The 26,007-nt window shown below is 65.2% G+C and carries 24 protein-coding genes; 12 read left to right on the plus strand and 12 right to left on the minus strand.

Annotated elements, in window-relative coordinates; translation table 11 throughout:
• Positions 1–138: 138 nt before the first annotated feature.
• Together AC1XDK_RS21730 and AC1XDK_RS21735 are read left to right on the plus strand one after the other, a co-directional pair.
• A complete protein-coding gene (locus AC1XDK_RS21730; RefSeq protein ID WP_483352064.1) occupies positions 139–2,145 on the plus strand; it encodes a 3-hydroxyacyl-CoA dehydrogenase/enoyl-CoA hydratase family protein in 2,007 nt (668 codons plus the stop codon).
• A 1-nt stretch (position 2,146) separates the two neighbouring features.
• A complete protein-coding gene (locus AC1XDK_RS21735; RefSeq protein WP_483352065.1) occupies positions 2,147–2,584 on the plus strand; it encodes a MaoC/PaaZ C-terminal domain-containing protein in 438 nt (145 codons plus the stop codon).
• 12 nt (positions 2,585–2,596) lie between these two features.
• Here AC1XDK_RS21735 and AC1XDK_RS21740 read toward each other — a convergent pair whose 3' ends face one another.
• The 3 genes from AC1XDK_RS21740 to AC1XDK_RS21750 all read right to left on the minus strand — a co-directional run bounded on the left by AC1XDK_RS21740 (position 2,597) and on the right by AC1XDK_RS21750 (position 4,633).
• The gene (locus AC1XDK_RS21740; protein ID WP_483352066.1) at positions 2,597–3,124 is read right to left on the minus strand and encodes an Lrp/AsnC family transcriptional regulator; all 528 of its coding nucleotides are present in this window, start codon (positions 3,122–3,124) and stop codon (positions 2,597–2,599) included.
• 97 nt (positions 3,125–3,221) lie between these two features.
• The gene (locus AC1XDK_RS21745) at positions 3,222–3,431 is read right to left on the minus strand and encodes a hypothetical protein (RefSeq protein ID WP_483352067.1); all 210 of its coding nucleotides are present in this window, start codon (positions 3,429–3,431) and stop codon (positions 3,222–3,224) included.
• Positions 3,432–3,487: 56 nt separating this feature from the next.
• Positions 3,488–4,633, minus strand: a complete 1,146-nt coding sequence (locus tag AC1XDK_RS21750; protein WP_483352068.1) for an acyl-CoA dehydrogenase family protein — start codon at positions 4,631–4,633, stop codon at positions 3,488–3,490.
• A 123-nt stretch (positions 4,634–4,756) separates the two neighbouring features.
• On the opposite strand from AC1XDK_RS21750, the gene AC1XDK_RS21755 reads away from it, so the two are divergent.
• A complete protein-coding gene (locus AC1XDK_RS21755) occupies positions 4,757–5,818 on the plus strand; it encodes a zinc-dependent alcohol dehydrogenase family protein (RefSeq protein WP_483352069.1) in 1,062 nt (353 codons plus the stop codon).
• A gap of 89 nt (positions 5,819–5,907) precedes the next feature.
• Positions 5,908–8,226: a xanthine dehydrogenase family protein molybdopterin-binding subunit gene (locus AC1XDK_RS21760; RefSeq protein WP_483352070.1), complete on the plus strand. Its 2,319-nt coding sequence runs from the start codon at positions 5,908–5,910 to the stop codon at positions 8,224–8,226.
• 367 nt (positions 8,227–8,593) lie between these two features.
• Here the strand turns inward: AC1XDK_RS21760 and AC1XDK_RS21765 are convergent, their stop codons facing one another.
• Positions 8,594–9,274 carry a nucleotidyltransferase family protein gene (locus AC1XDK_RS21765; protein WP_483352071.1) on the minus strand — a complete coding sequence of 227 codons (681 nt, stop codon included), beginning with the start codon at positions 9,272–9,274 and terminating at the stop codon, positions 8,594–8,596.
• Positions 9,271–10,476: a molybdopterin molybdotransferase MoeA gene (locus AC1XDK_RS21770; protein WP_483352072.1), complete on the minus strand. Its 1,206-nt coding sequence runs from the start codon at positions 10,474–10,476 to the stop codon at positions 9,271–9,273. The genes AC1XDK_RS21765 and AC1XDK_RS21770 overlap by 4 nt, the downstream gene beginning before the upstream one ends.
• A gap of 178 nt (positions 10,477–10,654) precedes the next feature.
• Between AC1XDK_RS21770 and AC1XDK_RS21775 the strand changes: the two genes are divergently transcribed.
• Genes AC1XDK_RS21775 through AC1XDK_RS21805 form a run of 7 tightly spaced genes read left to right on the plus strand, consistent with a single transcriptional unit; the run spans position 10,655 to position 18,423 of the window.
• On the plus strand, positions 10,655–11,254 hold the full coding sequence (locus tag AC1XDK_RS21775) for an SRPBCC family protein (RefSeq protein ID WP_483352073.1): 600 nt from the start codon (positions 10,655–10,657) through the stop codon (positions 11,252–11,254).
• On the plus strand, positions 11,251–11,745 hold the full coding sequence (locus tag AC1XDK_RS21780; RefSeq protein WP_231184923.1) for a (2Fe-2S)-binding protein: 495 nt from the start codon (positions 11,251–11,253) through the stop codon (positions 11,743–11,745). The genes AC1XDK_RS21775 and AC1XDK_RS21780 overlap by 4 nt, the downstream gene beginning before the upstream one ends.
• Positions 11,746–11,748: 3 nt before the next feature.
• On the plus strand, positions 11,749–14,130 hold the full coding sequence (locus AC1XDK_RS21785; protein WP_483352074.1) for a xanthine dehydrogenase family protein molybdopterin-binding subunit: 2,382 nt from the start codon (positions 11,749–11,751) through the stop codon (positions 14,128–14,130).
• Positions 14,130–15,026 (plus strand): FAD binding domain-containing protein, encoded by an 897-nt coding sequence (locus AC1XDK_RS21790; RefSeq protein ID WP_483352075.1) that lies wholly within the window; start codon positions 14,130–14,132, stop codon positions 15,024–15,026. The genes AC1XDK_RS21785 and AC1XDK_RS21790 overlap by 1 nt, the downstream gene beginning before the upstream one ends.
• 20 nt (positions 15,027–15,046) lie before the next feature.
• Positions 15,047–16,018 carry an AAA family ATPase gene (locus AC1XDK_RS21795; protein ID WP_483352076.1) on the plus strand — a complete coding sequence of 324 codons (972 nt, stop codon included), beginning with the start codon at positions 15,047–15,049 and terminating at the stop codon, positions 16,016–16,018.
• Positions 16,015–17,307: a VWA domain-containing protein gene (locus AC1XDK_RS21800; protein ID WP_483352077.1), complete on the plus strand. Its 1,293-nt coding sequence runs from the start codon at positions 16,015–16,017 to the stop codon at positions 17,305–17,307. Before AC1XDK_RS21795 ends, AC1XDK_RS21800 begins: the two co-directional genes overlap by 4 nt.
• 6 nt (positions 17,308–17,313) lie before the next feature.
• Positions 17,314–18,423, plus strand: coding sequence for an XdhC family protein (locus tag AC1XDK_RS21805; RefSeq protein WP_483352078.1), 1,110 nt, complete (start codon positions 17,314–17,316; stop codon positions 18,421–18,423).
• 80 nt (positions 18,424–18,503) lie between these two features.
• On the opposite strand, the gene AC1XDK_RS21810 is transcribed toward AC1XDK_RS21805, so the two are convergent.
• Both AC1XDK_RS21810 and AC1XDK_RS21815 read right to left on the minus strand, forming a co-directional pair.
• Entirely contained in the window at positions 18,504–18,971 is a 468-nt protein-coding gene (locus tag AC1XDK_RS21810) for a FlaD/FlaE family flagellar protein (RefSeq protein WP_483352079.1), read from the minus strand.
• An 89-nt stretch (positions 18,972–19,060) separates the two neighbouring features.
• The gene (locus AC1XDK_RS21815; protein ID WP_483352080.1) at positions 19,061–19,426 is read right to left on the minus strand and encodes a hypothetical protein; all 366 of its coding nucleotides are present in this window, start codon (positions 19,424–19,426) and stop codon (positions 19,061–19,063) included.
• A 135-nt stretch (positions 19,427–19,561) separates the two neighbouring features.
• Here AC1XDK_RS21815 and AC1XDK_RS21820 point away from each other — a divergent pair, with 135 nt between their 5' ends.
• Positions 19,562–20,356, plus strand: coding sequence for a response regulator (locus AC1XDK_RS21820; RefSeq protein ID WP_483352081.1), 795 nt, complete (start codon positions 19,562–19,564; stop codon positions 20,354–20,356).
• Here the strand turns inward: AC1XDK_RS21820 and AC1XDK_RS21825 are convergent.
• The 5 genes from AC1XDK_RS21825 to AC1XDK_RS21845 are packed head-to-tail and all read right to left on the minus strand — an operon-like array spanning position 20,348 to position 25,883.
• A complete protein-coding gene (locus AC1XDK_RS21825) occupies positions 20,348–21,811 on the minus strand; it encodes an oligosaccharide flippase family protein (protein WP_483352082.1) in 1,464 nt (487 codons plus the stop codon). The genes AC1XDK_RS21820 and AC1XDK_RS21825 overlap by 9 nt on opposite strands.
• A complete protein-coding gene (locus tag AC1XDK_RS21830) occupies positions 21,808–23,130 on the minus strand; it encodes a sulfatase-like hydrolase/transferase (protein WP_483352084.1) in 1,323 nt (440 codons plus the stop codon). The genes AC1XDK_RS21825 and AC1XDK_RS21830 overlap by 4 nt, the downstream gene beginning before the upstream one ends.
• Positions 23,127–24,068 (minus strand): sulfatase-like hydrolase/transferase, encoded by a 942-nt coding sequence (locus AC1XDK_RS21835; protein WP_483352085.1) that lies wholly within the window; start codon positions 24,066–24,068, stop codon positions 23,127–23,129. The genes AC1XDK_RS21830 and AC1XDK_RS21835 overlap by 4 nt, the downstream gene beginning before the upstream one ends.
• Entirely contained in the window at positions 24,065–24,736 is a 672-nt protein-coding gene (locus tag AC1XDK_RS21840; protein ID WP_483352086.1) for a glycosyltransferase family 2 protein, read from the minus strand. The genes AC1XDK_RS21835 and AC1XDK_RS21840 overlap by 4 nt, the downstream gene beginning before the upstream one ends.
• Positions 24,708–25,883: a glycosyltransferase gene (locus AC1XDK_RS21845; RefSeq protein ID WP_483352087.1), complete on the minus strand. Its 1,176-nt coding sequence runs from the start codon at positions 25,881–25,883 to the stop codon at positions 24,708–24,710. The genes AC1XDK_RS21840 and AC1XDK_RS21845 overlap by 29 nt, the downstream gene beginning before the upstream one ends.
• Positions 25,884–26,007 lie beyond the last annotated feature (124 nt).

The following is a 26,007-nucleotide window of genomic DNA, read 5'->3' on the forward strand; positions in this document are numbered from 1 at the left end:
CTTCGCGGAGGGTTATTAACAGTAGATTCCTGAAGACGGGTAAGACGAACCAACTGACGGAGAATATCGCCTTTTTCTTTACAGAAATAACCGTTGCTCGGTGGAGTTAAGATAACGCGGGACGAAACGCCCCGACGTATGACAGGCACTGACATCGAGCGGGTGACGGTACTCGGGGCCGGAAACATGGGCCACGGCATCACGGAAGTCGCCGCCATCGCCGGGTACGACGTCACCATGCGCGACGTGGAGGAGGGATTCGTCGAGGACGGGTACGAGAACGTCGAGTGGAGTCTGGAGAAGTTGGCCGAGAAGGGACGACTGGACGAACCGGCCGAGGACGTTCTCGGACGCATCAGCACGGCCGTGGAGTTGGAGACGGCGGTCGCTGACGCCGACCTCGTCATCGAGGCGGTACCCGAGCGGATGGACCTCAAGCGGGAGGTGTTCATCGACCTCGACGAGTTCGCGCCGAACGGCGCGATACTGGCGTCGAACACGTCCAGCCTCAGCATCACCGAGATGGCCGGTGTGACCTCGCGCCCCGAGGACGTCGTCGGGATGCACTTCTTCAATCCGCCGGTGAAGATGGACTTGGTCGAAGTCATCTACGGCGACAGGACGAGCGACGACACGGCGGAAGCGGCCCACGAGTTCGCCGAATCGCTCGGCAAGACGCCGATTTACGTGCGGAAGGACGTTCGCGGGTTCGTCGTCAACACAGTCCTCGGCCCGTTCGGCGACGAACCCGCGTGGATGGTGTCGAACGGCGAGGCGACGATACGCGAAGTGGACGCCGCGATGGTCCACCGGCGGGGCTACCCGATGGGACCGTTCGAACTCATGGACCTCACCGGAATCGACGTGGGCTATCACGTCCGGAAGGAATCGGGACGGACCATCCCGCCACTCATGGCCGAGAAGGTCGAAAACGACGAACTCGGCAGGAAAACGGGACGAGGATATTACGACTACGAAGGGGGAGAGACGTCGGAGACGTCTCGGACGGACGGCGAAGCCGTCGACGGAGAGGGAGTCAACTACGAACCCGGCGACGGCGAGGGGTTCGACACCCTCCGAATCGAGGCGCGGATGGTCAACGAGGCGGCGCGACTGGTCGGCGACGGCGTGGCGCGACCCGACGAAATCGACACCGGCGTTCGTCTCGGACTCGGATTCCCCGAGGGCATCTGCCGACGCGCGGATAAAATCGGCCTCAATGTCGTTCTCGATAAACTCGAAACGCTGCACGAGGAGACGGGCGACGACCGGTTCGAACCCGACGACTACCTCGTCGAATTAGTCGAGGCGGGGAAGACCGGCGAGGGCGCAGGCGAGGGATTCCACGAGTACGGAACGAGCGGTGACGGCCCCGACGACTACCGCTTTTTGAACTACGAACTCTCGGCGGACGGTCTTCTCGCGGTGGAATTAAACCGGCCGGAGCGGATGAACGCCCTGTCGGCGGACCTCTTGGGCGAAATCGACGACCTGCTCACGTCGGTCGACGTGGACGAGGTTCGGTGTGTTACGTTCGAAGGCGCCGGCGACCGGGCGTTTAGCGCCGGGGCGGATATCGGCGGGTTCGCGGACGCCACCCCCACCGATTTCATGGACGTGACGCCGACGTTCGAGACGGTGAACGACTTCGAACGCCCGACCGTCGCCAAGGTGGACGGGTACTGTTTGGGCGCTGGATTGGAGTTGGCGCTGGCGTGCGACCTCAGAATCGCCACGGAAGGGTCCGAGTTCGGGTCGCCCGAGATTCGACTCGGCCTGATTCCCGGCGGCGGCGGCACCCAGCGCCTGCTTCGACTGCTCGGCGAGACGCGGGCGAAGGAACTCGTGTTCCGAGGCAACCGCATCGACGCGACGCGTGCGGCGGAGTGGGGCCTCATCAACCGCGCCGTCCCCGACGACGAGTTCGATTCGGTCGTTTCCGAGTTCGTGGCCGACCTGCTCGAAGGGCCGCCGCTCGGCCTGAAGGTTGCGAAGAAGGTGATGAACGAGGGCGGCGACGCGAGCCTCGACGCCGCGCTCGCCATGGAGAGCCAAGGGTTCGGCCTACTCATGGGCACCGACGACGTGCGCGAGGGCACCGCCGCGTTCCGCGAGGAACGCGACCCCGAGTTCACGGGGGAGTGACGTGGCGCTCTCGTTCGAGGAACTGGAGGTCGGCCACCGAGTGACGACTCCTTCGCGGACCATCACAGAGGCGGACGTGGTGAACTTCGCGGGCGTGAGCGGCGACTTCAACCCGCTGCACACCAGCAAGACCGAGATGGAAGAATCGGATTTCGGGGAGCGAATTGCTCACGGCGCGCTCGTGTTTTCGGTCATGACCGGCCTCACGCGGCGCATCGTCCACGAACGCGCGGAGACGGTGGCGTTCTACGGCGTGGACCGACTGCGCTTTACCGCGCCGGTCCGCTTCGGCGACACGATTCGCGTCGAATTGGAACTGGTCGAGAAGGAACCGAAAGAGCACCCGACCGCCAGCGGCGTCGTCCGGTACGCTGCGGAAGTCCTGAATCAGCGGGACGAGGTCGTGCTGTCGTGCGAACTCCTCTCGCTCGTTCGGTAGGCCGTTTCCCTGCTATTTTCTGAACTCGTCGTCCAACCCCTCGAATATCTCGGGGTCGGTGCGGAACTTGAGGACGTTGTGGACCACCGAGTTGCGGATGTTGTCGATGACGTCCCCGTGTTCCTTGTAGAACTCGTGAATCCAGCGCGATTCGGCCTCCCTATTCGGGAACATCATCACCGTCTTCCACTGGTACTCCCCGTCGGAGAGGAAGTAAAACAGCGTGTTCGGGTCGTCGCGGATGTACTCCATCGCGGCGCGCCAACTGTCCGCGAAGTGTTCCGGGTTGAACTTGAACTCGAACAGGCCGAAGATGTAGTACTCCTCGTTCGGGATGATGGCCTCGCGGAACACGCCCTCGTTTCGCATCTCCCGAATCGACTCGCTCACGGTGACGTGCGAAACCTCGATGTCGTACTCCGCCGCCAGAATGGTCGTGAGTTCGCGCGAGGACAACTGCGGGTCCCGCGTCAACTCCCGCAGGATGGCGATGTCCCGCTCCTTGAACTCCCAGTTCGGAGAGTCGGTCGTGTCGGTCATAGTACTCCTTCCCGAGAACGGGTTATCAGAGTTCTCCTTCGAAAGGCAAAGGGTGCAGTGAGAGACAGGGGGAATCGTTCGCCACGAACATTCACAATCAGAAACAGTAGCGGTCGGCGCGCGAGGGACGAGCGAAGCCCCGCTGAGCGAGGAGGCTGGGGAGGCTGAGGGCGGATGGTGCGGTTGTGGTCCCATTGACGTCTGTGATTGCTCGCGTCACCGTTGCAACTGCTGCGATGACGTCCTCGAAAGTCCCAACCCCGCACCCGCCCCGCACCGCGCCACGATGGATGGGAAAATTTCGCATGTTAGAGGCGAAGTAGCCGACCGACTTCCTATCCCGAAAGTCCAGTCTCCGTGTTGTTAGAACAGGTCGTCGGAGATGATGTTCTTCTGGATTTCGCTGGTGCCCTCGTAGATTTTCGTGATGCGGGCGTCGCGGTAGTAGCGCTCGACGGGGTGGTCGGTGACGTAGCCCGCGCCGCCGTGGACCTGAATGGCCTCGTCGGCGACGTCCACGGCGTGTTCGCTGGCGAAGAGTTTGGCCATGCTGGCGAATCGGGTCGCCAGTCGGTCGTCACCCTCATCGACGTGGGAGGCGGCGCGGTAGGTGAGCGACCGGGCGGCCTCCACGTCCGTCGCCATGTCGGCGACCTTGTGCCCGATGGCCTGGTAGTCCTTGATGAATCGCCCGCCCTGCTCGCGCTCGTTGGCGTAGTCGACGGACTCGTCCACGGCGGCCTGCGCGACGCCGACGGCCTGCGACGCGACGCTGACGCGACCCGAGGCGAAGAAGTTCATCAACTGATAGAACCCCTCGTTCTCCTCGCCGATGACGTTCTCCGTGGGAACGCGCACGTCATCGAGGACGATTTCCGCGAGGTCGGAGGCTCGGATGCCGAGTTTGTTGTCGATCTTCGTCGGTTCGAACCCGTCCGTGTCGGTGGGAACGAGGATGGCGCTGATGCCGCGATGGGGCGGTTCGGCCTCGGGGTCCGTCTTCGCCATCACGACGGCGACGTCGGCGACGGTTCCGTTCGTTATCCACATCTTGTTGCCGTCGATGACGTACTCGTCGCCCTCCCTTTCGGCGACCGTCTCGATACCCGCGACGTTCGACCCGTGTCCCGGTTCGGAGATACAGCTACAGCAGGCGGACTCGCCGTCGGCGATTCGGGGGAGCCACTCCTCTTTCATCCACTCGTCGCCGAACTTTCGAATCATGTTCGAGCCGAACCCGCGACTCCCGATGGCGCTCCCGATACCCGCATCGGCCCGCCAGAGTTCCTCGGTAACGATGATGGACGAGAGGGTGTCCATTCCTGCCCCGCCGTACTCCACCGGAATGCTCGGGGCCACGAGGTCCAGTTCCGCCGCCTTCCGAACGAGGTCCTCGGGATACTTCTTCTCCTCGTCGTGTTCGCGGGCGACCGGCGTGATTTCCGCCTCGCCGAACTCCCGGACCGCCTCGCGTATCGCACGCTGTTCGTCTGACAGTCGAAATGCCATACCCGGACTTTGGATTCCAATAAAAAGAATCTTCGGCATTTGTGTGACTGCTGTTAACCAAAGCAGCCGGTAATTCGTACAGTTCGGCGTAGGTTTATGTGCGCGAGGAGCGAGGCTGAGGACATGCGAGCGGCAGTACTACGCGAGTACGGCGAGCCCCTGCGAATCGAGGAGGTGGCGCGGCCGGAACCCGACCCGGACGGCATCGTGATAGAGACGGACGCCTGTGGCATCTGCCGAAGCGACTGGCACGCGTGGCAGGGCGACTGGGACTGGATAGGCGCGAAGCCACCGAAAGGGCAGATTCTGGGTCACGAACCCGCCGGGACCGTGGTCGAGGTGGGCGAGGACGTGACGCGACTGGCCGAGGGCGACAACGTCGCCATCCCGTTCACCCTCGGCGACGGCACCTGTCCGGAGTGTCGGAACGGCCACTCGAACGTCTGCGAGAACCTCCTTCCGCTCGGCTTCGCCGAACCCGTTCCGGGCGCGTTCGCCGAGGAGGTCCACGTCCCCGTCGCCGACCAGAACGCGGTGGTCCTCCCCGACGGCGTATCGCCGGTGGCGATGGCCGGACTCGGTTGTCGGTTCGTGACCGCGTTCCACGCGCTCGTTCACCGGGCCGACGTGGACGCGGGCGATTGGGTCGCCGTCCACGGTTGCGGTGGGGTCGGACTCTCCGCAATACACATCGCGTCGGCCATCGGCGCGAACGTCGTCGCCGTCGATTTGGACGAGGAAAAGTTGGCGAAGGCAGAAGAACTCGGCGCGCTCGAAACCGTGAACGCCACCGAGACGGGCAACGTGCCGAGGGCCATCATGGGTATCACGGACGGCGGCGCGTCGGTGTCGGTGGACGCCCTCGGTATCACGGAGACCTGTCGAAACTCGGTCCGCTGTCTCCGCCGACGAGGGCAGCACGTCCAAATCGGCCTCACTACGAAGGACGAACGGGGGAGTGTGGAACTCCCGACGGACTTGATGGTGATGAAGGAAATCGAGTTCGTCGGGTCCTACGGGATGCAACCGCCGCGCTACGACGAAATCCTCCGCATGATCGAATCGGGGACCCTCGACCCGAGCGCCGTCGTCTCCGAAACCGTCACGCTGGACGACGTTCCCGACCGTCTCGCCGCGATGAGCGACTACGGTACGATGGGGATACCCGTCGTTGACACGTTCTGAGTCGGGGACGAGGCGACGATTTCAACGACCCCGTCGTTCGCCGGGACTCGACAGTTTAACTCCGGCGACGTGTGATAGCCTATAACATCATGAGCGAGACACCGGACGGTCCGTTGGTGGGGAGGGACATCGAACGGCGGGAGGACTCGGCCCTCGTGACCGGGCGGGCGACGTACACCGACGACGTACAGGCGTCGGACGGTACCCATCTCTCCTTCGTTCGGAGCAGATACGGACACGCGACCATCGAGGGGGTCGATACGGAGGAGGCTCGGTCGATCGACGGCGTCCTCGGCGTCTACACGTGGGAGGACATCGAGGCGTCGGACTCGCCGGGCGTCATCCCCGTCAGGGCGGGAATTCTCGACCACGAGATTCCGGGACATCCCGTCCTCGCTCGGGGGCGAGTGCGATATCACGGCCAACCGGTCGCCGCCGTGGTCGCCGAGGACCGATACGTCGCCCGAGACGCCGCGAACACCGTAGACGTCAGCTACGACCGCCTCGACGCCGTAACGGACCTCATCGAGGCGACGGACGAGGACGCCCCGAGGATTTTCGAAGGCGTCCCCGACAACGTCGTGACCGTCACGGAGATGGGCGATGCCGACGCCACGGCGGGAGCGTTCGAGGACGCGGACCGCACCGTCGAAGTCGAATTGGAGAACAACCGCCTCATCGCCAACGCGATGGAACCGCGGGCGGCGCTCGCGGAGTACGACGAGGTGGACGACTCGCTGACCGTCACGATGACGAGTCAGTCGCCCCACGGCCACCGCGGAAAGCTCTCGACCACGCTGGGAATCCCGGAGAACCGACTCCGTGTCGTCGCGCCGGACGTAGGCGGTGGGTTCGGGCACAAAGGCCACCACCACCCCGGCGAGGCGATGGCGGCGTGGTGTGCCCGCGAACTCGGACGTCCCGTGAAGTGGACGGCCACGCGCTCCGAGAACTACCTCGCCGGGGCACACGGGCGGGACCACCGGACGACCGCCGAATTGGCGTTCGACGCCGACGGAACGATTCGCGGCCTTCGGGCCGAGACGCACGCCGGTATCGGCGGCTACGGCCTCGGCGTCAGTCCCGCGCTTCCGGGGTGGTACGGCCGTCTGCTGGCCAGCCAGTACCGGATTCCCGCCATCCACTGTCGAACCCACAGCGTCCTGACGAACACCGCACCCGTCCACTCCTACCGGGGAGCGGGCCGCCCCGAGGCCGTCTACGTGACCGAGCGACTCGTGGACCGCGCGGCGCGAGAATTGAACGCCGACCCCGCCGAGTTCAGACGGGGGAACCAGCTTTCCCCCGACGAGTTCCCCCACGAAACCGCCGTCGGCGCGGAATACGACAGCGGGGAGTACGAAGCCGCCCTCGCGAAGGCGCTCGACGCGGTGGACTACGACGCCCTTCGCGAGCGACAAGCGAACGAGCGAGAGCGCGACGGCGACGGCCGCTCCCTCGGCATCGGGGTCGCAAACTACGTCGAATCGACCGGCGGCGGGTTCGAAAGCGGCGTCGTCCGCGTCCATCCCGACGGCGGCGTTACGGTCTACGCCGGAACGCACTCTCACGGGCAAGGGCACGGGACGACATACGCCCAAATCGTCGCCGACGAACTCGGCGTGCCGTACGACGACATCGACGTGGTGGAGGGCGACACGGAGCGGATTCCGACCGGTACGGGAACGTTCGGCAGTCGAAGCACCATCACGGGCGGAAGCGCCGTCGCGGAGAGCGCGGGCGAGGTGGCCGAGAAGGCGCGACGCATTGCCGCCGACCGCTTGGAGGCGGCACCCGAGGACGTGGAACACGAGGACGGCGAGTTTCGCGTCGTTGGCGCGCCGAACCGCTCGATTGCCTTCGAGACGGTCGCGGACGCGGCGTACGGCCGTGGACTCCCCGAGGACGAGTCCGCCGGACTCGAATCGACCACGTTCTACGAGCAGGACGGGACGGCTTACGCCTTCGGAACGCACGTCGCTGTCGTGGCCGTGGACCCCGAATCGGGCGAAATCGACGTGGAGCGGTACGTCGCCGTGGACGACTGCGGCGAGCAGGTCAACCCCCGAATCGTGGAGGGACAGGTCCACGGCGGGGTCGCACAGGGCCTCGGACAGGCGCTCTATGAGGAAGCCGTCTACGACGACGCCGGGACGCTCGTCACGGGGTCCCTGCAGGACTACGCGGTTCCGAAAATCACGCAACTCCCGTCCATCGAGACGGGGAGTACGATAACGCCGAGTCCGACGAACCCCCTCGGCGTGAAGGGAATCGGCGAGGCGGGAACCATCGCCGCGCCGCCCGCGATGGTCAACGCGGTGCTGGACGCCCTCGAACCGTTCGACGTCGAGGAGATAGACATGCCGCTCACCGAGGAGACGGTCTGGCGTGCCGTGAACGACGCGTAGTGGGGTGAGCGTAGAACGGTCGTTCTAACGCAACGGTTGTTCTAACGCTATGGCGCGTGCGCCAACCGGCCCGAGGCCGGTTGGTTATCACGCGAGGGATGACGACCGAGGAGCAACGCGACGATGGGAGGAATCGGCTGGGGAGGGTGTGGCGTGCGGGGTTTCGAAGAAACCTCGAAAGCGAGCGGTGCAGCCGCGAGCACGCGGAGCGGTGGCGGTTTCATTGACGTCTGTACTTGCACGCATAGAGAAATCACGACCAACCACGACCAACGCATCCGAGCATAGCGAGAACTGTGCGAAATCCGGCACACGACGAACGACTACCGGACTTCTCGATGGAAAATAGAATTATATCTTTCCCGTATCACCGAAGTTCTCGCAGGTCGTCGGTCGTATCCACGTCCACCAAGACGCCGGGGTCGTCGGTTTCGACCAACGCAGAACGGTCCCCGTGGAGCAATATTTTTCGGCCACCCGTGTCGCCCTCGACGTCCGCCAGCGCGTCGAAGTGGCGAGCGTCGAAGAGGACGGGATTACCGCGCGCACCGTCGAACGCGGCGGCGAGGGCGTCGCCCGCATCCGACCGGTACGCGGCGACGAGGCGGTCGATACTCGCGGGACTGACGCGGGGCATGTCGCCGAGCGCGAAGACGATGGCGTCGTACTCGCGGCCCCACTGAACGCCCCGCCGAACCGACGTCGCCTGCCCGCGTTCGGCGTCGGGGTTCACGACGAGGGACACGTCCATTCCCGAGAGCGCGTCGTTGACGGGGGCGTCATCGGCGGCGACGACGACCGCGACGGCGTCGAGTTCCGCGGCGTCGAGGAGGCTTCGAGCGGCGTGGCGGACGAGCGGGTCGGACTCGGGGGGAGTAGAGTCGGACGACTCGGGTTCGGAACCGGAATCCCCGGAACCGAGCGGGGCGAGGAGTTTGTTCGCCGGGCCGAACCGGGAACTCGTTCCAGCGGCGAGGAGGACGCCCGCGACGGACGCATTGGGGCGACTCGACGCGTCGAACGGCGGCGCGACGACCGGGAGGGTCACGTCACGGCCTCCGTCGGGACGAACCGGACCGACTCGCCGGATTCGAGCGCGGTGCGGGTGCGGAGGTAGCCGTCCATCCGCAGCACCCGTGCGCAATCGGCGAGGATGCGCGGGGAAAACCGCTCGCCGTAGATTGGGACGGTGGAGTCGTCGTGGCCGAGCGGAACGAGTCCGTCGCCGCGACGCTCGACGGGGACGACGTATTCGGTGTCGTGGCCGGGGAGTTCGAGGTCACACGCGAGGGTCGCGTTCTCGGTTCGTTCGTCGGTCGTGCCGGTGAGGAGCGTGCGGCACGCGGAGACCGCGCCGAGGAACGCGGCGACCGGTTTGCCGGGAAGCGCGACGGCGACGGCGTCGCAGTCGTCGAGCGTCGCCACGCGGACGTGGCTTCCGGGACGAACGTCGATACCGTCCACGACGATATCGCCGAGGTCTGCCAGCGCGCGCCGGACGTGGTCGCGCGCGCCGCCGCCGGTTCCACCGCTGGTCAGGAGGACGTCTGCCGCCATCGCGTGGCGTTCGATTGCGTCCCGAACCGCGTCGGGGTCGTCGGGCACCGGGGCGACGAGGTGAGGGTCGTGTCCCCACGAACGGACGAGGGTGGCAAGCATCGGGGAATCACGGTCTGGCTGCCGGTCTTCGACTAGTTCGGTTCCGGTTCCGAGGATACGGACCGAGAGGCGTTCGAGGACGGGAACCGTCTCGAACCCGAGGTCGGCGAGCAGACCCGCGTCGGGTGCGTTCAGCCGCTCGCCCTTAGGGATGACCGTCTCGTCGGCGGTGGCGGTCGTTCCGCGCCGGAAGACGTTGCGGCCGGTTTCGACGGGGGGGCCGTCCAGCATCGTTCCGCCAGTCCCCCTATCATCAGTCTCACCGTCGTCCGTGGTCGCGCGTTCGCGTTCGAGGACCGCGTCGGCGCGGGGAGGGAGCGGCGCACCCGTGGCAATTCTGACCGCTTCGCCCGACCCTATCTCGGGCGGGTCGTCCTCCGCGCCGACCTCGCCGACGAGACGGAGTGGATACCCGTCGGCGACGATGAACGCGTACCCGTCCATCGTCGCGCGGTCGCGCGGCGGAACGTCGGCGGGTGCGACGACGGGTTCCGCGAGGAGCCGCCCGCCGATTCGTTCGGGGGGTACCTCCTCGTAGGGAAGGGTGTCGAAAAGCGCATCGCGGGCGTTCGTGACCCGTTCGAGCGCCATACGTCGTGAAACCGAGTGTGTCACGCGCGAATCTATGCCACGTCGTGACAAAGGCATTTCCCCGGAGGGAATCGGGGTTGGATACCCAATTTGGGGAAAGTCTTATTGTGTAATCCCTAGTGATTACGCATGATAGATGATGCCAACCACCATGACACCGAGAGGACAGTGATATCGCGTGGAGTTCAGCGATACCTTCGAAATCGAGGACACCACCCCTGAGGAAGCATGGCTCGCGCTCTCCGACCCGGTGATGATAAAGGAGGCGCTTCCGGGCTGCCAGTTCCTCACCCGTGTGGAGGACGACGACCCCGATTTCGACGCCCTCAGGGAACGGACGGCGGACGATGAGGACCCACCGACGCTCCCCGAGGCGGACCCGGAGGACATCGCGGAGCGAGCGTTCGAGGAAGGGGCACACTACGCAGCACTGATGGAGATCGGTGTCGGAAGCGTCAAGCCGTCGTTCGAGACGGTCGTCACCATCGCCGAACGCGAGTTCCCCGAGATGGCGGCCGAAGGTGAGGGGAGCGCGAGCAACTCCTCGTTCGAACTCGAAGCGGGAATGACGCTGGCGGAAACGGAAGACGGCGTTGCCGTCGATTGGCACGCGCAAACCGACGTCTTCGGGCGCGTCGCCCAGATGGGCCAGCGCGTCATCAACCCGGTAGCGAACCGCGTCGTCAACCGCTTTTTCGGCAACATCGAGGAACAGCTACGAGACGTCGAAACCGACGACACCAGCGGGCTTCGGAACAAAATCAGGGACATCCTATGACGGAACACGACATCAACATCACGGTAAACGGCGACGAAAAAGAACTCACAGTCGAATCACGAACGCTGCTCGTCCACGCGCTCCGGGACGAACTCGGCTACACCGGCCCGAACGTCGGATGTGAAAGCAGTACGTGCGGAGCGTGTACGGTTCACTTGGACGGCGATGCCGTCAAATCCTGTACCCTCCTCGCGGTACAGGCCGACGGGTGCGATGTGACGACCGTGGAGGGACTGGCGGACGGTCCCGAACTCACCCCCGTACAGGAGAGCTTTCAGGAGGAACACGGTCTGCAGTGTGGCTACTGCACGCCGGGCATGATAATGACGGCCGAACAGTTCCTCGAAGACAATCCGGACCCGTCGCGGGAGGAAATCCGCGAAGCGCTGGAGGGGAACCTCTGTCGCTGTACGGGCTATCAGAACATCGTCAACGCGGTGGAGTCCGCCGCCGAGAAGATGCAGGGAACCACGGCGGCGGAGGGGGACTGACCGATGTCCATCGAAACCATTGACGCGGAGGACGTAGAGGTCGAGGAAGTCCTCGGGTCGGCCATCAAGCGACGTGAGGACCCCTCGCTCATCACGGGGCGTGCGGAGTACACCGACGACATCCAGCGCCCGAACATGGCGCACATGGCCGTCACGCGGAGCCAGTACGGCCACGCCACCATCGAATCCATCGACACCGGCGAGGCGGAAGCGATGGACGGCGTCATCGCGGTGTACACCGCCGAGGACTTCGACGTCCCCGGCGAACTCCCGGTCGGATGGTTGCTCGACAGCCTCCGAACCCCGGCCCATCCAATTCTCGCCAGCGAGCGCGTCCGCTATCAGGGCGATGCGGTCGCCGTCGTCGTCGCCGACGACCGGTACGTCGCACAGGAAGCGGCGAACGCGGTGGACGTGGATTACGACCGTCTCGATGCCGTCACGGACCCCGACGAGGCGCTCGAAGACGATGCTCCCGTCCTCCACGAGGAGGAAGGGGACAACGTCGCGCTGGACTGGGAACTCGGCGACGCCGAGAAGACCGACGCGGCGTTCGAGGACGCCGCCACCGTCGTCGAGGCCGACCTGCACAACCAGTATCTCATCCCGAACGCGATGGAACCGCGTGCGACCGTCGCGGAGTACAACGCTGGGTCGGGCGACCTCGAAGTCAACATGACCTCGCAGAACCCGCACCTGCATCGACTCCTGATGTCCGGGGTCATCGACCACCCGGAACACAAACTCCACATCCGCGCGCCGGACGTGGGCGGCGGGTTCGGGTCGAAGATTCACCACTACGCGGACGAGGCGTTGACGGCGCTCTGTGCCCGCGAACTCGAACGACCCGTGAAGTGGGTCGCGACGCGAACGGAGACCTACGAGACGGACGCCCTCGGACGAGGACACGTCACCCACGCGAAGATGGCGCTGGACGAGGACGGCAACATCACCGGCTTCGACGTGGACACGAAGGCCAGTCTGGGAGCCTACCTCTCGACGTTCGCACCGGCGGTGCCGACCTACCTCTACGGGACGCTCCTCTCGGGACAGTACGACATCCCGGCCATCCACGTCGCCGTGGAAGGTGCGTTCACCAACGTCCCGCCGGTCGATGCGTACCGGGGCGCTGGCCGCCCCGAAGCGTCCTACGTCGTGGAGCGCATGATGGCGCTCGCCGCGCGCGAAATCGGCGAGGACCCGGCCGAGTTCCGACGGAAGAACTTCGTCGGAGCGGACGACTTCCCGTATCAAACGGAGGTCGCCGTCGAGTACGACAGCGGCGACTACGAGAAGACGTTAGACGAGGCGCTGGACGCCCTCGACTACGATGAACTCCGCGAACGACAGGAAAAGCTCCGTGACGAGGGGCGATACATCGGCGTCGGCCTCTCGGCGTACATCGAGGCGTGCGGACTCGCACCCTCGGAACTCGCCGGGCAACTCGGCGCGCAGGCCGGACTCTGGGAGAGTTCGCTCGTCCGCATGCAGTCGTCCGGAACCGTCACCGCCTACTGTGGAACCTCGGGCCACGGACAGGGTCACGGAACGACCTACGCCCAAATCATCGCCGACGAACTCGGCGTGCCCTACGACGACGTGGAAATCGTGGAGGGCGACACCGACGAGGTGCCACAGGGAATGGGTACCTACGGCAGTCGAAGCGCGGCGGTCGGCGGCAGTTCGCTGGCGACGAGCGCCGGGAAAATCGTGGAGAAGGCGCGACAAATCGCGGCCCACCAGTTCGAGGCCGACGAGGAGGACGTCGAGTTCGAGAACGGCGAGTTCCACCTCGCCGGTGCGCCGGACGAGAGCGTCACCATTCAAGAAATCGCCGGACAGGCGTATCTCGCCCACGACATCCCCGACGACATGGAACCCGGCTTGGAGGCGACGTCGTTCTACGACCCGGAGAACTTCACGTTCCCGTTCGGTCTGCACGCCTGCGTCGTGGAAGTGGACCCCGAATCGGGCGAAATCGACATCGAACGCTACGTCGCGGTGGACGACGTCGGCAACCAGATAAACCCGAAAATCGTGGAGGGACAGGTCCACGGCGGGGTCGCACAGGGCCTCGGACAGGCGCTCTACGAGGGTGCCGAGTACGACGACAACGGCACACTCCTCACGGGGTCGATGCAGGACTACGTGGTGCCGAAGGCCGAACACATCCCCGAAATCGAGACGCGAAGCACGGTGACGCCGTGTCCGCACAACCCGCTCGGCGTGAAGGGCGTCGGGGAGGCCGGAACAATCGCCGCACCGCAGGCGCTCGTGAACGCCGTCACGGACGCACTGCAACCGTTCGACGTGGACGACATCGAGATGCCGCTGACGCCCGAACGCGTGTGGCGTGCGGTCGAGGAGAACGGAGGTGAGAACTGATGTTCCCGGCGCAGTTCGACTACTACAAAGCGTCGAGCGTCTCGGAGGCGCTCGACCTGATGGAGGAACACGCCGGCGAGGAGACCGAAATCCTCGCCGGGGGGCACAGCCTGCTTCCGACGATGAAATCGGGGCTCGCGAGTCCCGATGCACTCATCGACATCAGCGGTATCGACGCCATCTCCGGCATCGAAACCGACGGCGATACGACGACCATCGGCGCGACGACGAACTACGTCGACGTCATCGACTCGTCGGACCTCGCCGAGAACGTCTCCGTCTTCCCGAGCGCCGTCGAACAGGTCGGCGACGTGCAGGTCAGAAACCGCGGTACCATCGGCGGCAACCTCGCGCACGCTGACCCGGCGTCTGACCTCCCGGCGGCGGCCCTCGCCGCGGACGCGACGATAGTCGTGGAGGGGCGCGACGGCGAACGAGAGATTCCGGTGGACGACTTCTTCCTCGGGATGTACGCGACGGACGTCGCGGAGGACGAACTCCTCACGGGGGTTCGTCTCCCGAACGCACCCGACGTCGGCGGGGCGTACGCGAAGAAGCCGAGTCCGTCCTCGGGATACGCGATGGTCGGCGTCGCCGCCGCCCTCGAAGTGGACGGCGACGAGGTGACATCCGCCCGAATCGCCGCGAACGGCGTGATGGACCACGGCGTCCGCCTCGAACCCGTCGAGGACGCGCTCGTCGGCGAGTCGGCGGACGAAGACGCCATCGCCGAGGCCGCGGACCACGCGGGCGACGACTTGGACGAGATGCTGATGATGGACGACGTGCAGGCGTCGGCCGACTTCCGCGCCCACCTCCTCACGGTGTACACGAAGCGCGCGATCGGGACGGCAGTCGAACGGGCGCGTGGCGACGGCCCGGCGGCCGCCGACTAACCCTTGAACCGTCAGCCCCTATGGCAGACCGTGACAGCAATCGACACGAAGACGAGGACGGGGTCGCCCGGCCCACCGGGGGGGAGTCAGTGACCAGCGACGGGTTTTCCGAGGTGACGGAAAGCGACCTTCGCGCGGTGTTCGACGACCAGCAGTACGTCGCCGAGGAGGACATCGTCACCACTGTGCTGCTGGCGCTTCGCATGGGCAAACCGCTGCTCGTGGAGGGCGAACCCGGCGCTGGGAAGACCGAACTCGCCAAGGTACTCGCCGCGGGGTTCGAGACGGACCTCGTCCGCCTCCAGTGTTACGAGGGACTGGCCGCCGAGAATGCCCTCTACGAGTGGAACTACACGAAGCAGTTGCTCGCCATCCAGTCGGGCGAAGGCGGCGTCGCCGACGACGACTCCGTCTTCGACGAGAGCTATCTGCTCTCTCGACCGCTCCTCGAAGCGCTCTCGGGCGACGGCGAGCGCCCGCCCGTCCTCCTCGTGGACGAAGTGGACCGGGCGGACGAGGAGTTCGAAGCGCTCCTGCTCGAACTCCTCTCGGACTTTCAGGTGTCCATCCCCGAACTCGGCACCGTGGAAGCCGCGACGCCGCCGGTGGTGATACTCACCTCGAACCGCACACGGGGGTTGAGCGACGCCCTGAAGCGGCGGTGTCTCTACCTCTACGTGGACCCGCCGTCCGCCGAAAAGGAACGAGCCATCGTGGAACGGAAGGTACCGGAACTCGACGAGGGCATCGCCGCCGACCTCTGCGGCGTCACCCAGCGACTCCGCGACCGACCGCTGAGGAAGCGACCCGGACTGGCTGAGACGCTCGATTGGGCCGAGGCGCTCACCGTCCTCGACGGCGAGAACGGACAGCTTTCGGTCGAGACGGCGCGACGAACGCTCGGTTGTCTGCTGAAGGACGCGGAGGACGTGGAACGGGTGGACGACGACGAACTCGCGTCGCTCCTCGCGGAGGTGCACGGAGAGTCGTGACGACGCCACCCGAAGACCAGCGACCCGCCGACCGATTGCGGGACGAACTCGTCTGGTTCACGAATCGCCTCGGGCAGGAGAACGTCACCGTCCCCACGAACGGAGCGCTCGCTGCCGCCCGAGCGCTGACCGCGGTCGAACGGTTCGAGCGAAATCGGGTGCGGACCGCGCTTCGAGCGACGCTCCTCACCGACGTCGCCGACCGGGAGACGTTCGACCGACTGTTTTCCGTCTTCTGGGAACGTATCCGTGGCGAGGAGCGCGCCTATCCCGCCGGACCGGCGGACGCGCCGTCGCCCGGCAGACCGAACGTCGGGAACGACGGCCCGACAGGTGCGAGAGAGGACGGGAACGAAAGCGGGAACGACGAGGACGGAGGCGACCAAAACGGACGGTCGAGCGGGGCGGAGACGGGAGCGGGAGCGACCGTCTCGCCGGACGGGTCGAACGATGAGCAGCCCGTGACTGCCGCGAGATACAGTTCCAGCGGCGACGGGGAGCGCGTCTCGACGGAGACTCTCGCCGTCCACGACGAGGAGTACGTGGCGACGGCGACGGCAGCGTTTACGCGGGCCGTGTCGTCGCTGCCGGGACGGCGTTGGGAGGCCACCGGACGGGGAGTGGACGCTCGGCGCGCCCTCCGACGAAGCGTCGAGAGCGGCGGCGTGCCGCTTCCGCTTCCGGGCCGCGGCCGAAAGCAGACGGCAGCCCGCGGCGCGCTCTTGGTGGACGTGAGCCAGTCGGTTCTCGACACCGTGGACCGCGGGTTTCTCCTACAGTTCCTCCGCGAGGTACGACGGACGTGGCGACGAACGCCGGTGTTCTTCTTCGATACCCGACTCCGCGAAGTGAGTTCGGCGTTCGACGAACCGACGCTGCACGACGCGCTGGCCGCGTTGGAGGCCGCACGAACCGAGTGGGGCGGGGGGACGCGAATCGGTGCTGCGGTGGGGACGGTTCGTGACGAGTACCCCGACGCCGTGGACTGGCGGAGCACCGTCGTCATCCTCAGCGACGGGTTGGAGCGCGGGGACACGGACGACCTCTCAGCGGCGATGGCGTGGCTCTCTCGGCGTGCCGGACGGGTACTCTGGTTGAATCCGTTAGCCGTCTCGCCCGCCTACGAACCGGCCTGCCGCGGGATGCAGGCGTCGCTCCCGTATCTCGACGGACTGTACGGCTTCGCCGGGCCGGACGACCTGAATCGAATCGCCGACGAACTCTCCCGACACGGTCCCGAGCGAACGGTGGCGGGACCGCGCGGGAACCACATCGAGAAATCAACGTGAGAAGGAATGACTGAACGCGAACGAACCGAGTGGAGCGTACCGGAACGGGAACTGATGGCGCACGTCCGCGACCGATTGGACGCGGACGAACCGGCGATGGTAGCCACCGTCGTGGACGTCGAGGGGAGTGCCTACCGACGACCGGGAGCGAAGATGGTCGTCTCGCCGTCGAAGGGCGGCGTCGGCGCGATTACCGCGGGCTGTTTGGAATCCGAGGTCCGACAGCTCGCAGAACAGGTCCTCGACGGCGGCAAACCGACGGTGAAGACGTTCGATTTGACGGGGGACGACGACGTGTGGGGTTTCGGCGTCGGCTGTAACGGCGTCATCGACGTCCTCCTCGAACCGTTGGACGAAAGCATACGACCCGCCGTGGAGGCCTACGAACGGGGCGAGGAGACGACGGTTGCGACCGTCGTGGCGAGCGACGTCGACGGCGTCTCCGTCGGAGACCGAGCGGCGGACGGTTTCGAGGACTTGCCCGACGAGGTCGAAGCGGCGATTCGCGCCGCGGACGTCGAAAAATCGCGCACCGTGGACGTGGAAACCGACGCGGGAACCGTGTCGGTGTTCGTGGACCGTATCGTCCCGCCGGCCGAGTTGGTCGTCATCGGGAGCGGCCACGACGTCTCGCCCATCGTGGATTTGGCGCTGAACGTGGACTTCCGGGTGACGGTGGTCACGTTCCGCGGTGCCGACGGTGCGAAGGACCGGTTCCCCGACGCCGACCGAGTGGTGGCGACCTCGCCGCGCTCGCTGACAGACGACGTGACGTTCGACGCGAACACCTACGTCGTCGTGATGTCGCACAACTTCATCGACGACCGACTGGCGCTCGAAGCCCTGCTCGAAACCGACGTCCCGTACATCGGGATGATGGGGCCGAAAGAGCGCTTCGAGGAGATGCTCGAAGCGTTCGAGGAGGAGGGCGTCGAGATTCCGTCGACCGAACGGGAGAACGTGTACACGCCGGTCGGTCTCGACCTCGGCGGCGGCGCGCCGTATCAGGTCGCACACAGCGTGGTCGGCGAGGCGCTCGCCGTGCGGAACGGTCGGAGCGGGTCACACCTCCGGGAGGGGACGAAGTCCATTCACGACCGAGCCAAAGCCGAGTAGACGGGGCATCGTTCCGCCGTTCCGTTCGAAGAATGGGAGATGGGAAGATGGAGTATCGATGGGCAGGTGGAAGAGCCAGCTCAGAGCGACGCGAGGCGAGCGATGTAGATGAGGCTCAGCACGTGGTCGCTCGTATCGAGCGGCGCGGGTCCCGCCGAACCGAATCGGTCCGTCTCCGAGAAACCGTACATGTACGACCGAAGGGACTCGTAGGCGGGTTCGCTCAGCCACTCGACGTCCATGTAGTACGAGAGCGCGTTGCCGGTGTTCTCGAAGCCCGCCTTTTCGATGAGGAAGTCTAGCCATTCGAAGACGATGACTTCCGCACCGTAGCGGGTCGGCAGTCCCGTCAGATATGGCTTTTCGGGGAGCGACCCGGACGCCAACAGCTTGGTTTGGAGTTTCAGCAACTCCTCGCGCTGACCAAGCCGAAGGAAGTTCTCCGCCGCTCGTTCGTCGTCGTCCGCAGCGAGGTCGAGGGGTGGTTCGTCCTCGTCAGCCATCCTGCGGAGTTCGCGCAGGTCGTAATCGGCTGTCTTGATACTCATTCGATATTTAGAATACAGGCAGTTCAACCTATTTAACTCTTGGTGCGACAGGATAGAGAAAACGCAGTTCAGTTATCTGATAGTCGAGGCTACTCGTCCGAGTCCGCGCCGCGTCGTTTCTGTGCGACGAGTACGACGCCGAGGAGACTGGCGAGGAGGCCGAGCTTTCGGGTGAGTTTCCCGCTTCCGGCGGGTTCGGAACTGAAATCGTCCGCACTGACTTCGTCTTCCTCGTCGTCTCCCGTTCCGAAGCGACGTTTGGCGACGAACAGGGCGAGGCCCGCGACGAAGAGCACGCCGAAGAGCGGTTTCAACAGCGTCGTCAGCGACGGACCCGACGAATCCGACTCCGTCGTGGTACTCGTGCTGACGGTCGCGGGTGCGGAATCCTCGTCGGGGTACACTCGTTCCTCGACGAGCGCCGGCTTTTCGATGTTGATCTTGAGGAGTGACATCACCATTCCATTCGTCACGGAACAACGTTATAGCTTCTGTCCCCGAGCGCCTTTTAACACAGTATTCTTTACAGAAAACAAATCGGTGGATGCCAGACCCGTCAAGCTTACGATGGTCAGCGGACACCAACGGGTATGGTAATGCCGATCCGCGTGTTGCTTGTCGATGACGAACGGGACCTCGCGGATATGGCGGCCCTGTTTTTGGAACGGGAACACGACGCGCTGGAGACGGACGCGGTGACGAACCCCGGCGACGCGCTCGCGCGACTGAAAGCCGACGACTTCGACTGTGTCGTCAGCGACTACGACATGCCGACCATGAACGGCCTCGAACTCCTCGACGCGGTTCGAGACGACCACCCCCAACTGCCGTTCGTCCTGTTCACCGGCAAGGGAAGCGAGGAGATAGCGAGCGAGGCGATTTCCGCCGGCATCTCGGGGTATCTCCAGAAGGAGAGCGGCGTGGACCAGTACACCGTCCTCGCGAACGTCGTGGCGAACGCCGTGGAGAAATACCGTACAGAGTGCGCCCTCCACGAGAGCGAACGGCGATTCGAGGCCGTGTTCAACGACCCCTTTTCCTTCATCGGACTCCTCGAAACGAACGGGACCGTCATCGCGGTCAATCAGACCGCCCTCGACGCAGTCGATGAAAAATCGGGGACAGTCGAAGGAAAATCGTTCTGGAAGACGCCGTGGTGGTCGTTTTCGGCGGACGTACAGGCGGAGTTGCGCGACAGAATCGACGAGGCCGCGGACGACGAGTTCGTCAGGTTTCGGACGAGAAACTGGACGAAAAGGCTGGGCTGTCTCGCGCTCGACGTCATCATCCGCCCGGTTCACGGCGAGTCCGATACCGTCGACACGCTCATCGTCGAGGGTCGGAGCGTCGAAAATCACGACGGATGGTCGGAAGCGCTACGATGAGGGAAACGACCCGCGAACCGCCTCGCCGAGCGTGTGTCGAACGCCGGGACTGACGACGAGGAGGACGCCGACGTAGACCGCACCGCCGAGGGAGACGAGCGAGAGGAGGTCGGTCCACGACGCCACGGGAACGAACGTGTGAGCAATGGAGACGGCGACGAACATGACAAGACTCGCACCGACCTGTGCGGCCATCGGGCGTGAGATGGGGGTGATGCCGACGATTTCGGCCCGGAGGAATCGGAGCGCGCCGAGATACATGACCGATTCCGCAACGATGGTGGCGAGGACGACACCTATCGGACCGTATCCAAGTGTGAGGGGGACGCCTAAAACGAGGTTGATACCGACCGCGAGCGCCGAGAGTCGCATCGCCGCGTCCGGTCTGTCGAACCCGTTGATGGCCTGCAAGAGCGGGCCGCTCTGCGTGCGGACGACGCGATAGGCGGCGAGACCGATGAGCAGGACGGCGGCATTCTTGTAGTCCGGGCCGTACACGGTCACGACGAGGGGTTTCGAGAGCGCCAGCGACCCGAAGAGGATGGGAAACGCGAGGATACCCGCGTAGGCCAGCGTGTTCGAGATGTCGCGGGCGGCACCGCCGACGCGCTCGTCCCGAGCGCTGACCGTCGTCATCAGACCGCGACCGGCCATGTCGGCAACGAACACGGCCGGGAGGGTAAACTTCCACGCGACTTCGTACCACCCGGCCGCCGCCGTGCCGTTGGCGAGGAGGAAGCCGAGGAGAAGCACGTCGAGGCGGTCGTAGGTCGTTCCCAGAAAAGTGGAGGGGATACTGTATCGTGCGTACTCGGCGAGGTTGCGGACGAACGCGCGGGACGGAAGCGCGGGACGGGCCGCGACGAGACCGACTTCGAACGGGACGGTCAGCGCGGAGGCGAGCGACAGGCCGAAGACCATCCCGGCCGACCCGACGACGGTCGCGGTGCTGAGCAGGGCGACGAACCCGATTTGGAGCGGGAGGGTGAACACCGACCTGAGCGTATCGACCCACGTGGTGGCACTGATTCGGCCGCGGCCTTGGGCGAGACTCGCTATCGTTTCGAACACCGATTCAGTAGCGAGCAGACAGACGAGCAACACCGGAGCGAGCGCGAGTCCGGTGTAGTTGCGGAGGGCGTCACCCGCGAGGAAGATGACGATTCCCGCGAGGAGGAGCCATCCGGCGTCGAACAGCAGTTGTGCGCCGAAGGCGAAGGGACGGAGGGCGTCGGATTCGGAGACGCGCTTTTTCCCGGCGAGCGACCACCCGTTCATCGGTCGGTCCGCGAACTTCACCAGCGCGTAGAGGAGGTAAACCCCGCCGAACGCGCTCGGCCCGAGCCATCGGGCGAAGATGATGGTTCCGGCGAAGCCGATGAGCGCCATCGTAAACTGGGCGACGGTTCCGCCCAGCGTCTCGCTACTGAGGTTGGTTTTCGCCGCCTCGCTCATGCATAGCCGAGGTCGCGGAGTTGCTCCTCGACGGCGGCGGAAACGGCCATGTCGTTCGTCACGGTGCGTCGGTCCAAATCGTTCACTAATGACTCAATCCGTTCACGCGGCTTTTGTATTTCGCCGTCCTCGCGGAAGCCGTCGGGCGTCTCCCAGCCGTAGTAATTCGAGGCGACGAGGCCGTGCAGTTCCGTATCGAGCGGGTCGATATCGAACCCGTCGCGGGACAGTGCGGCGCGGTGGCGGTCCGTCAGGCCGTGGTATTCGACCAACCACTCCGGTTCGTCGTCCGCGTCCGGTTCGCCGAGGAGGTTCCGTCCCCGCGAGTCGCCGCCGATGCCCGCGATGTCGAGCATCGTTCGATGGACGTCGAGGAGACTGACCGGGTCCGTGCGGCGGTCGGAGTTCCCGGGTTCGTTCTCTTTGCTCCAGATGCAGAGGGGTACCTTCGTCACCTCGGGATAGAGGCCACAGAGATGTTCCCACGCGCCGTGTTCGCCGAGGGCTTCGCCGTGGTCCGCGAGCGTGACGACGTAGTCGAACTCCGCCCCCAGTTCCGCGAAGATGGCGCGATACCGGTCCGCGAGGTAGCGAACGCCGTCGTCGTAGGCCCGCCGGATTCGTTCCGGGTCCGCGTCCGGCGACGAGAGCGTCGCCCGAAGGCCGTCGAGTTCCGGCGGGTCCACGGTTCGGAACTCCTCGGGCGGAGCGTAGGGAGTGTGGGCCTCCATCAGGTTGACGAAGAGGAACTCGTCGTCGTCGAAGTCCGTCTCGCGGACGAACTGGAGCGCCTCCGTCGCACCGTCGTCGCGGGTCGTCCGGCCCATTCCCAAATCACGGAGTTTGAGGAACGCGCCGCGCTTTAACGACGGGACGGTATCGCAGTCGCCCAACAGCACGTCGCACAGGGCGACGAGATAGCGCTGTGGCCCCATGTCCCGCGTCTCGGTGATGAAGCCGTCCCAGTCGAAGACGTCCTCGGAGAGGGCGTCGAGTCGCCAACTCCCCTCGAACCGGTCGAACCCGCGGTGGAAGTCGAACGGGCGCGAGATGTTGACGTTGGCGCTGAAGGCGCGGGTGGTGTAGTCGGACGACCCGAACGATTCCGCGAGGACCGGTTCGGGACAGTCGAGTCGTTGTGCCCCGGCGTAGACGCCCAACTCGCTCGGATACTTCCCCGCGAACAGGGAGGCGTGGGCGGGAACCGTCCAGTGGGAGGTCGAATAGGCGTTCTCGAACCGCGTTCCCGGAAGCCAGTCGAAGTGGCTGTCGAAGGCGTCCTTCCGGAGGGTGTCGAGGACGACGAGCGCGACGTTCATCGGTATCCCAACTCCGAGAGGCGCTCTTCGACCGATGCGTTGGGTTCGTTCGTCGCCCGTCCGTCGTTCGACGCGACGGCCCCTTCCATCCACTCCTCGGGGTCGTGGCTTCCGGTATCGGTCCCGGTCGTGACCACCCACGGGACCTCGCGGAGGGCGCGAATCGGCGTGCTGTCGGGGTGGCCGTAGACGTACCACTCGCCGAAACCGTTGCCGTGGTCGGCCGTGATGACGACGCGCTCGGCGTCGAGGTTGTCGAGGAGAACGCCCACCTCCGAGAGGGCGTACCGGAGGTTGTCGCGGTACGACTGCCACACCTGCTCGCGGGTGAGGTCCCCGCGCCGCAAGCGCTCCCAGACGCCGACGCGCTCGCCGAACTCGTCCTTGCTCATGGCGTCGCCCGGAAGCGGGTCCGGAATCGACGGGAAGTGCGGTTGCATGTAGTGGACGACGAGTTTGTTCGGGTCCTCCTCGCGTCCGGCCACGATTGCTCGGTCGGTGACGGTGCGGGCGGGAACCGTCCCCAGTTGGTCGTCCCATCCGTCGCGCCACACTTCGTCCAATCGGGCGAAGTTGTCGGGGTCGAGGTGGTGCGCGGAGTTCGGGTTCGCAGTGACGTGGACCGTATCCGAGCAATCCCGCGTTCCGAAGTTCTCGCGCATCCACTCGTCCGAACGGGTCCCCGCCGAATCGAAGCGCCAGACGCGCTCCACGAAGGGAACGTCCGGTGCGACCTCGCACATGCAGTCGAACCGGCAACCGTCGAGGACGACGAGCGCGTCCCACCGATGGTCGTATATCGACTCGCCGAACTGCCGGTGTTCGCCGATTCGACGGAGAATCCCTTTGTAGAGTTCGTACGCGGACGTATTCGCACTCCGCCAACCGTCTCGATGAAGTCTGTCGCGACTCTCTTCGACCCAATCGTCGAACGTCATCGACCGCCCCCCACGCTCCGAACTCTGTCAATCGCGTTCCAGACCCCCTGCCGCCACAGCCAGTCGTTGACCCTGCCAAGCGCCGTCTCGGGAACGATTCGCTCCTCGTATTGCCGCGGATACTCGCGTTTCAGGCGCGCCTCTTTCTCGGTGTCGATGTCAGCACGCGGGCGGTCGGGATGTGACATCGCCAACGCCGAGTCGTACCGACACGACCCGTAGGCCTCCATCCGCCATCCGAACTCCGTGTCGTCACGCCACCCCGCGTACTCGCTTCGAAACCCACCCGCGCGGAGTGCCGTCTCCCGGTCGAAGGCGAGATTGCACCCGACGTACAGGCCCGCTCCGCGGTAGATACGTCCGCCGCTGACCCTCCCCTCGACGCAGACGGCGTCGTCCGCGAGGGCGTTTTCGACCGTCTCCACCCAATCCGGCGGTGGAAGACAGTCGTCGTCGGTGAGCGCTACCACGTCTGCGGTTGCTGCCTCGATTCCGGCGTTCCGCGCCTCACAGATGTCGAGCGACGCGTCGTCTACCAACAGGACTTCGAAATCGGTGACGGTCTGATTTCGCAGGGCGGCGACCACCGCGTCGTGGTCGTTCCCCGGAAGCGTCGGAACGACGACTGAAACCCGCGGCTCATCGGATGTGTATGGTTTTCGTATCATCGGCATCGACTGCGGCACGCTTTTCGGCCGCTTCCGCGTGCGTTCTGTTGACCAGTTCGAGCAAGGATTCGGCGAACGTCGCCCGGTCGTATCGACGGGCGAACTGTCGGATTTCGTCCGCGTCGAAGTCGTCCGGGTCGAACCGTTCGACGGTTTCCCTGAGCGACTCGACCGACGGGTCGAATCGAAGCCCCGTCCGTCCCTCCACGACTTGCTGTCGGGTGTAGCCCTCGTCCACGCCGATGAGCGGCTTCCCGGCCGTCAACGCCTCCGCACCGACTAATCCGAAGTCCTCGTTTTTCGGCGCGTAGACGACGGCGGTGGCGCGGGAGACGACTTCCGGGACGTTCTCGACGTATCCGAGGAGGTCGATGTTGTCGTGCCCACGTGCTTTCCGTTCGAGGCGGTCACGTTCTCCCCCGTCGCCGACGACGACGAGACGTTCGTCCAAGCCCGCGAATGCGTCGACGATGAGGTCGATGCGCTTCTCCGGTGCGAGGCGGGACCACGTGACGAAATAACCGTCGTCGCCGTCGTTTTGCCAGTCGCCGGTGACGGGCGGATAGATAACGGCAGCGTCCCGGTCGTAGTAGCGTTGGATTCGGTCGCGAACGAGTTCGCTGTTGGCGACGAATCGGTCGACGTACTCGTTTCCTTCCTTGTCCAGTGCCCGCCACACCTTCGCATAGCCCTTCAGCGCGAACTCGATGCCGGGGTAGTCGAACCCGGCGAGTCGTTCGCGGTAGAGGTCATAGAGCCATCGCGGTGGGCTGTGCGGGTAGTGAAGAACCGTCTGTTCGACCGGCGGAACGTAGGACTTCGAGAGCGGCGCGCTTTCGAGGAGGACGTCGTACTCCGTCAGTTCGTCGTGCGCGTCGGTCAAATCGAGCGCCACGGAAAGCGTTTCCAGCGGGTTTATCCCCTCGTTTTTCCATTCGAGCAACCTGCCCGAAAGCCCCTGCGTGTACTTTTCCTGCCGTATCGGAACGACGGTCACGTCGTCGGGAACGCGGACGCCGTCCGCCACGTACATCGTGTAAATTGGCGCATCGAGTACCCGTGCGGCTTCGATGGCGAACCGTTCGCCGCCCCCCATGGCGGGAAACCTATCGTGCAATATCGCTACGTCGCGTGATTCCTGTCTCATCGACCCACCCCTGAGCGTGACGATGCTACAGCGCGTTAGCTGATAAATTGTGGCTTATTTTTGAAAATGTGGGCGCGCTCGAATGCAACGCCGACCGAGGCGAACAGGGAAATCCGGAATCAGG

It is taken from the genome of Haladaptatus sp. HS23 (genome assembly GCF_056892285.1).

Coding starts and splice junctions, on each gene's coding strand:
- AC1XDK_RS21730 (WP_483352064.1), top strand. CDS start 139: ATGACAGGCACTGACATCGAGCGGGTGACGGTACTCGGGGCCGGAAAC.
- AC1XDK_RS21740 (WP_483352066.1), bottom strand. CDS start 3,124: ATGACCGACACGACCGACTCTCCGAACTGGGAGTTCAAGGAGCGGGAC.
- AC1XDK_RS21745 (WP_483352067.1), bottom strand. CDS start 3,431: ATGCGAAATTTTCCCATCCATCGTGGCGCGGTGCGGGGCGGGTGCGGG.
- AC1XDK_RS21750 (WP_483352068.1), bottom strand. CDS start 4,633: ATGGCATTTCGACTGTCAGACGAACAGCGTGCGATACGCGAGGCGGTC.
- AC1XDK_RS21755 (WP_483352069.1), top strand. CDS start 4,757: ATGCGAGCGGCAGTACTACGCGAGTACGGCGAGCCCCTGCGAATCGAG.
- AC1XDK_RS21760 (WP_483352070.1), top strand. CDS start 5,908: ATGAGCGAGACACCGGACGGTCCGTTGGTGGGGAGGGACATCGAACGG.
- AC1XDK_RS21770 (WP_483352072.1), bottom strand. CDS start 10,476: ATGGCGCTCGAACGGGTCACGAACGCCCGCGATGCGCTTTTCGACACC.
- AC1XDK_RS21780 (WP_231184923.1), top strand. CDS start 11,251: ATGACGGAACACGACATCAACATCACGGTAAACGGCGACGAAAAAGAA.
- AC1XDK_RS21785 (WP_483352074.1), top strand. CDS start 11,749: ATGTCCATCGAAACCATTGACGCGGAGGACGTAGAGGTCGAGGAAGTC.
- AC1XDK_RS21790 (WP_483352075.1), top strand. CDS start 14,130: ATGTTCCCGGCGCAGTTCGACTACTACAAAGCGTCGAGCGTCTCGGAG.
- AC1XDK_RS21795 (WP_483352076.1), top strand. CDS start 15,047: ATGGCAGACCGTGACAGCAATCGACACGAAGACGAGGACGGGGTCGCC.
- AC1XDK_RS21805 (WP_483352078.1), top strand. CDS start 17,314: ATGACTGAACGCGAACGAACCGAGTGGAGCGTACCGGAACGGGAACTG.
- AC1XDK_RS21810 (WP_483352079.1), bottom strand. CDS start 18,971: ATGAGTATCAAGACAGCCGATTACGACCTGCGCGAACTCCGCAGGATG.
- AC1XDK_RS21815 (WP_483352080.1), bottom strand. CDS start 19,426: ATGTCACTCCTCAAGATCAACATCGAAAAGCCGGCGCTCGTCGAGGAA.
- AC1XDK_RS21820 (WP_483352081.1), top strand. CDS start 19,562: ATGGTAATGCCGATCCGCGTGTTGCTTGTCGATGACGAACGGGACCTC.
- AC1XDK_RS21825 (WP_483352082.1), bottom strand. CDS start 21,811: ATGAGCGAGGCGGCGAAAACCAACCTCAGTAGCGAGACGCTGGGCGGA.
- AC1XDK_RS21830 (WP_483352084.1), bottom strand. CDS start 23,130: ATGAACGTCGCGCTCGTCGTCCTCGACACCCTCCGGAAGGACGCCTTC.
- AC1XDK_RS21835 (WP_483352085.1), bottom strand. CDS start 24,068: ATGACGTTCGACGATTGGGTCGAAGAGAGTCGCGACAGACTTCATCGA.
- AC1XDK_RS21840 (WP_483352086.1), bottom strand. CDS start 24,736: ATGATACGAAAACCATACACATCCGATGAGCCGCGGGTTTCAGTCGTC.
- AC1XDK_RS21845 (WP_483352087.1), bottom strand. CDS start 25,883: ATGAGACAGGAATCACGCGACGTAGCGATATTGCACGATAGGTTTCCC.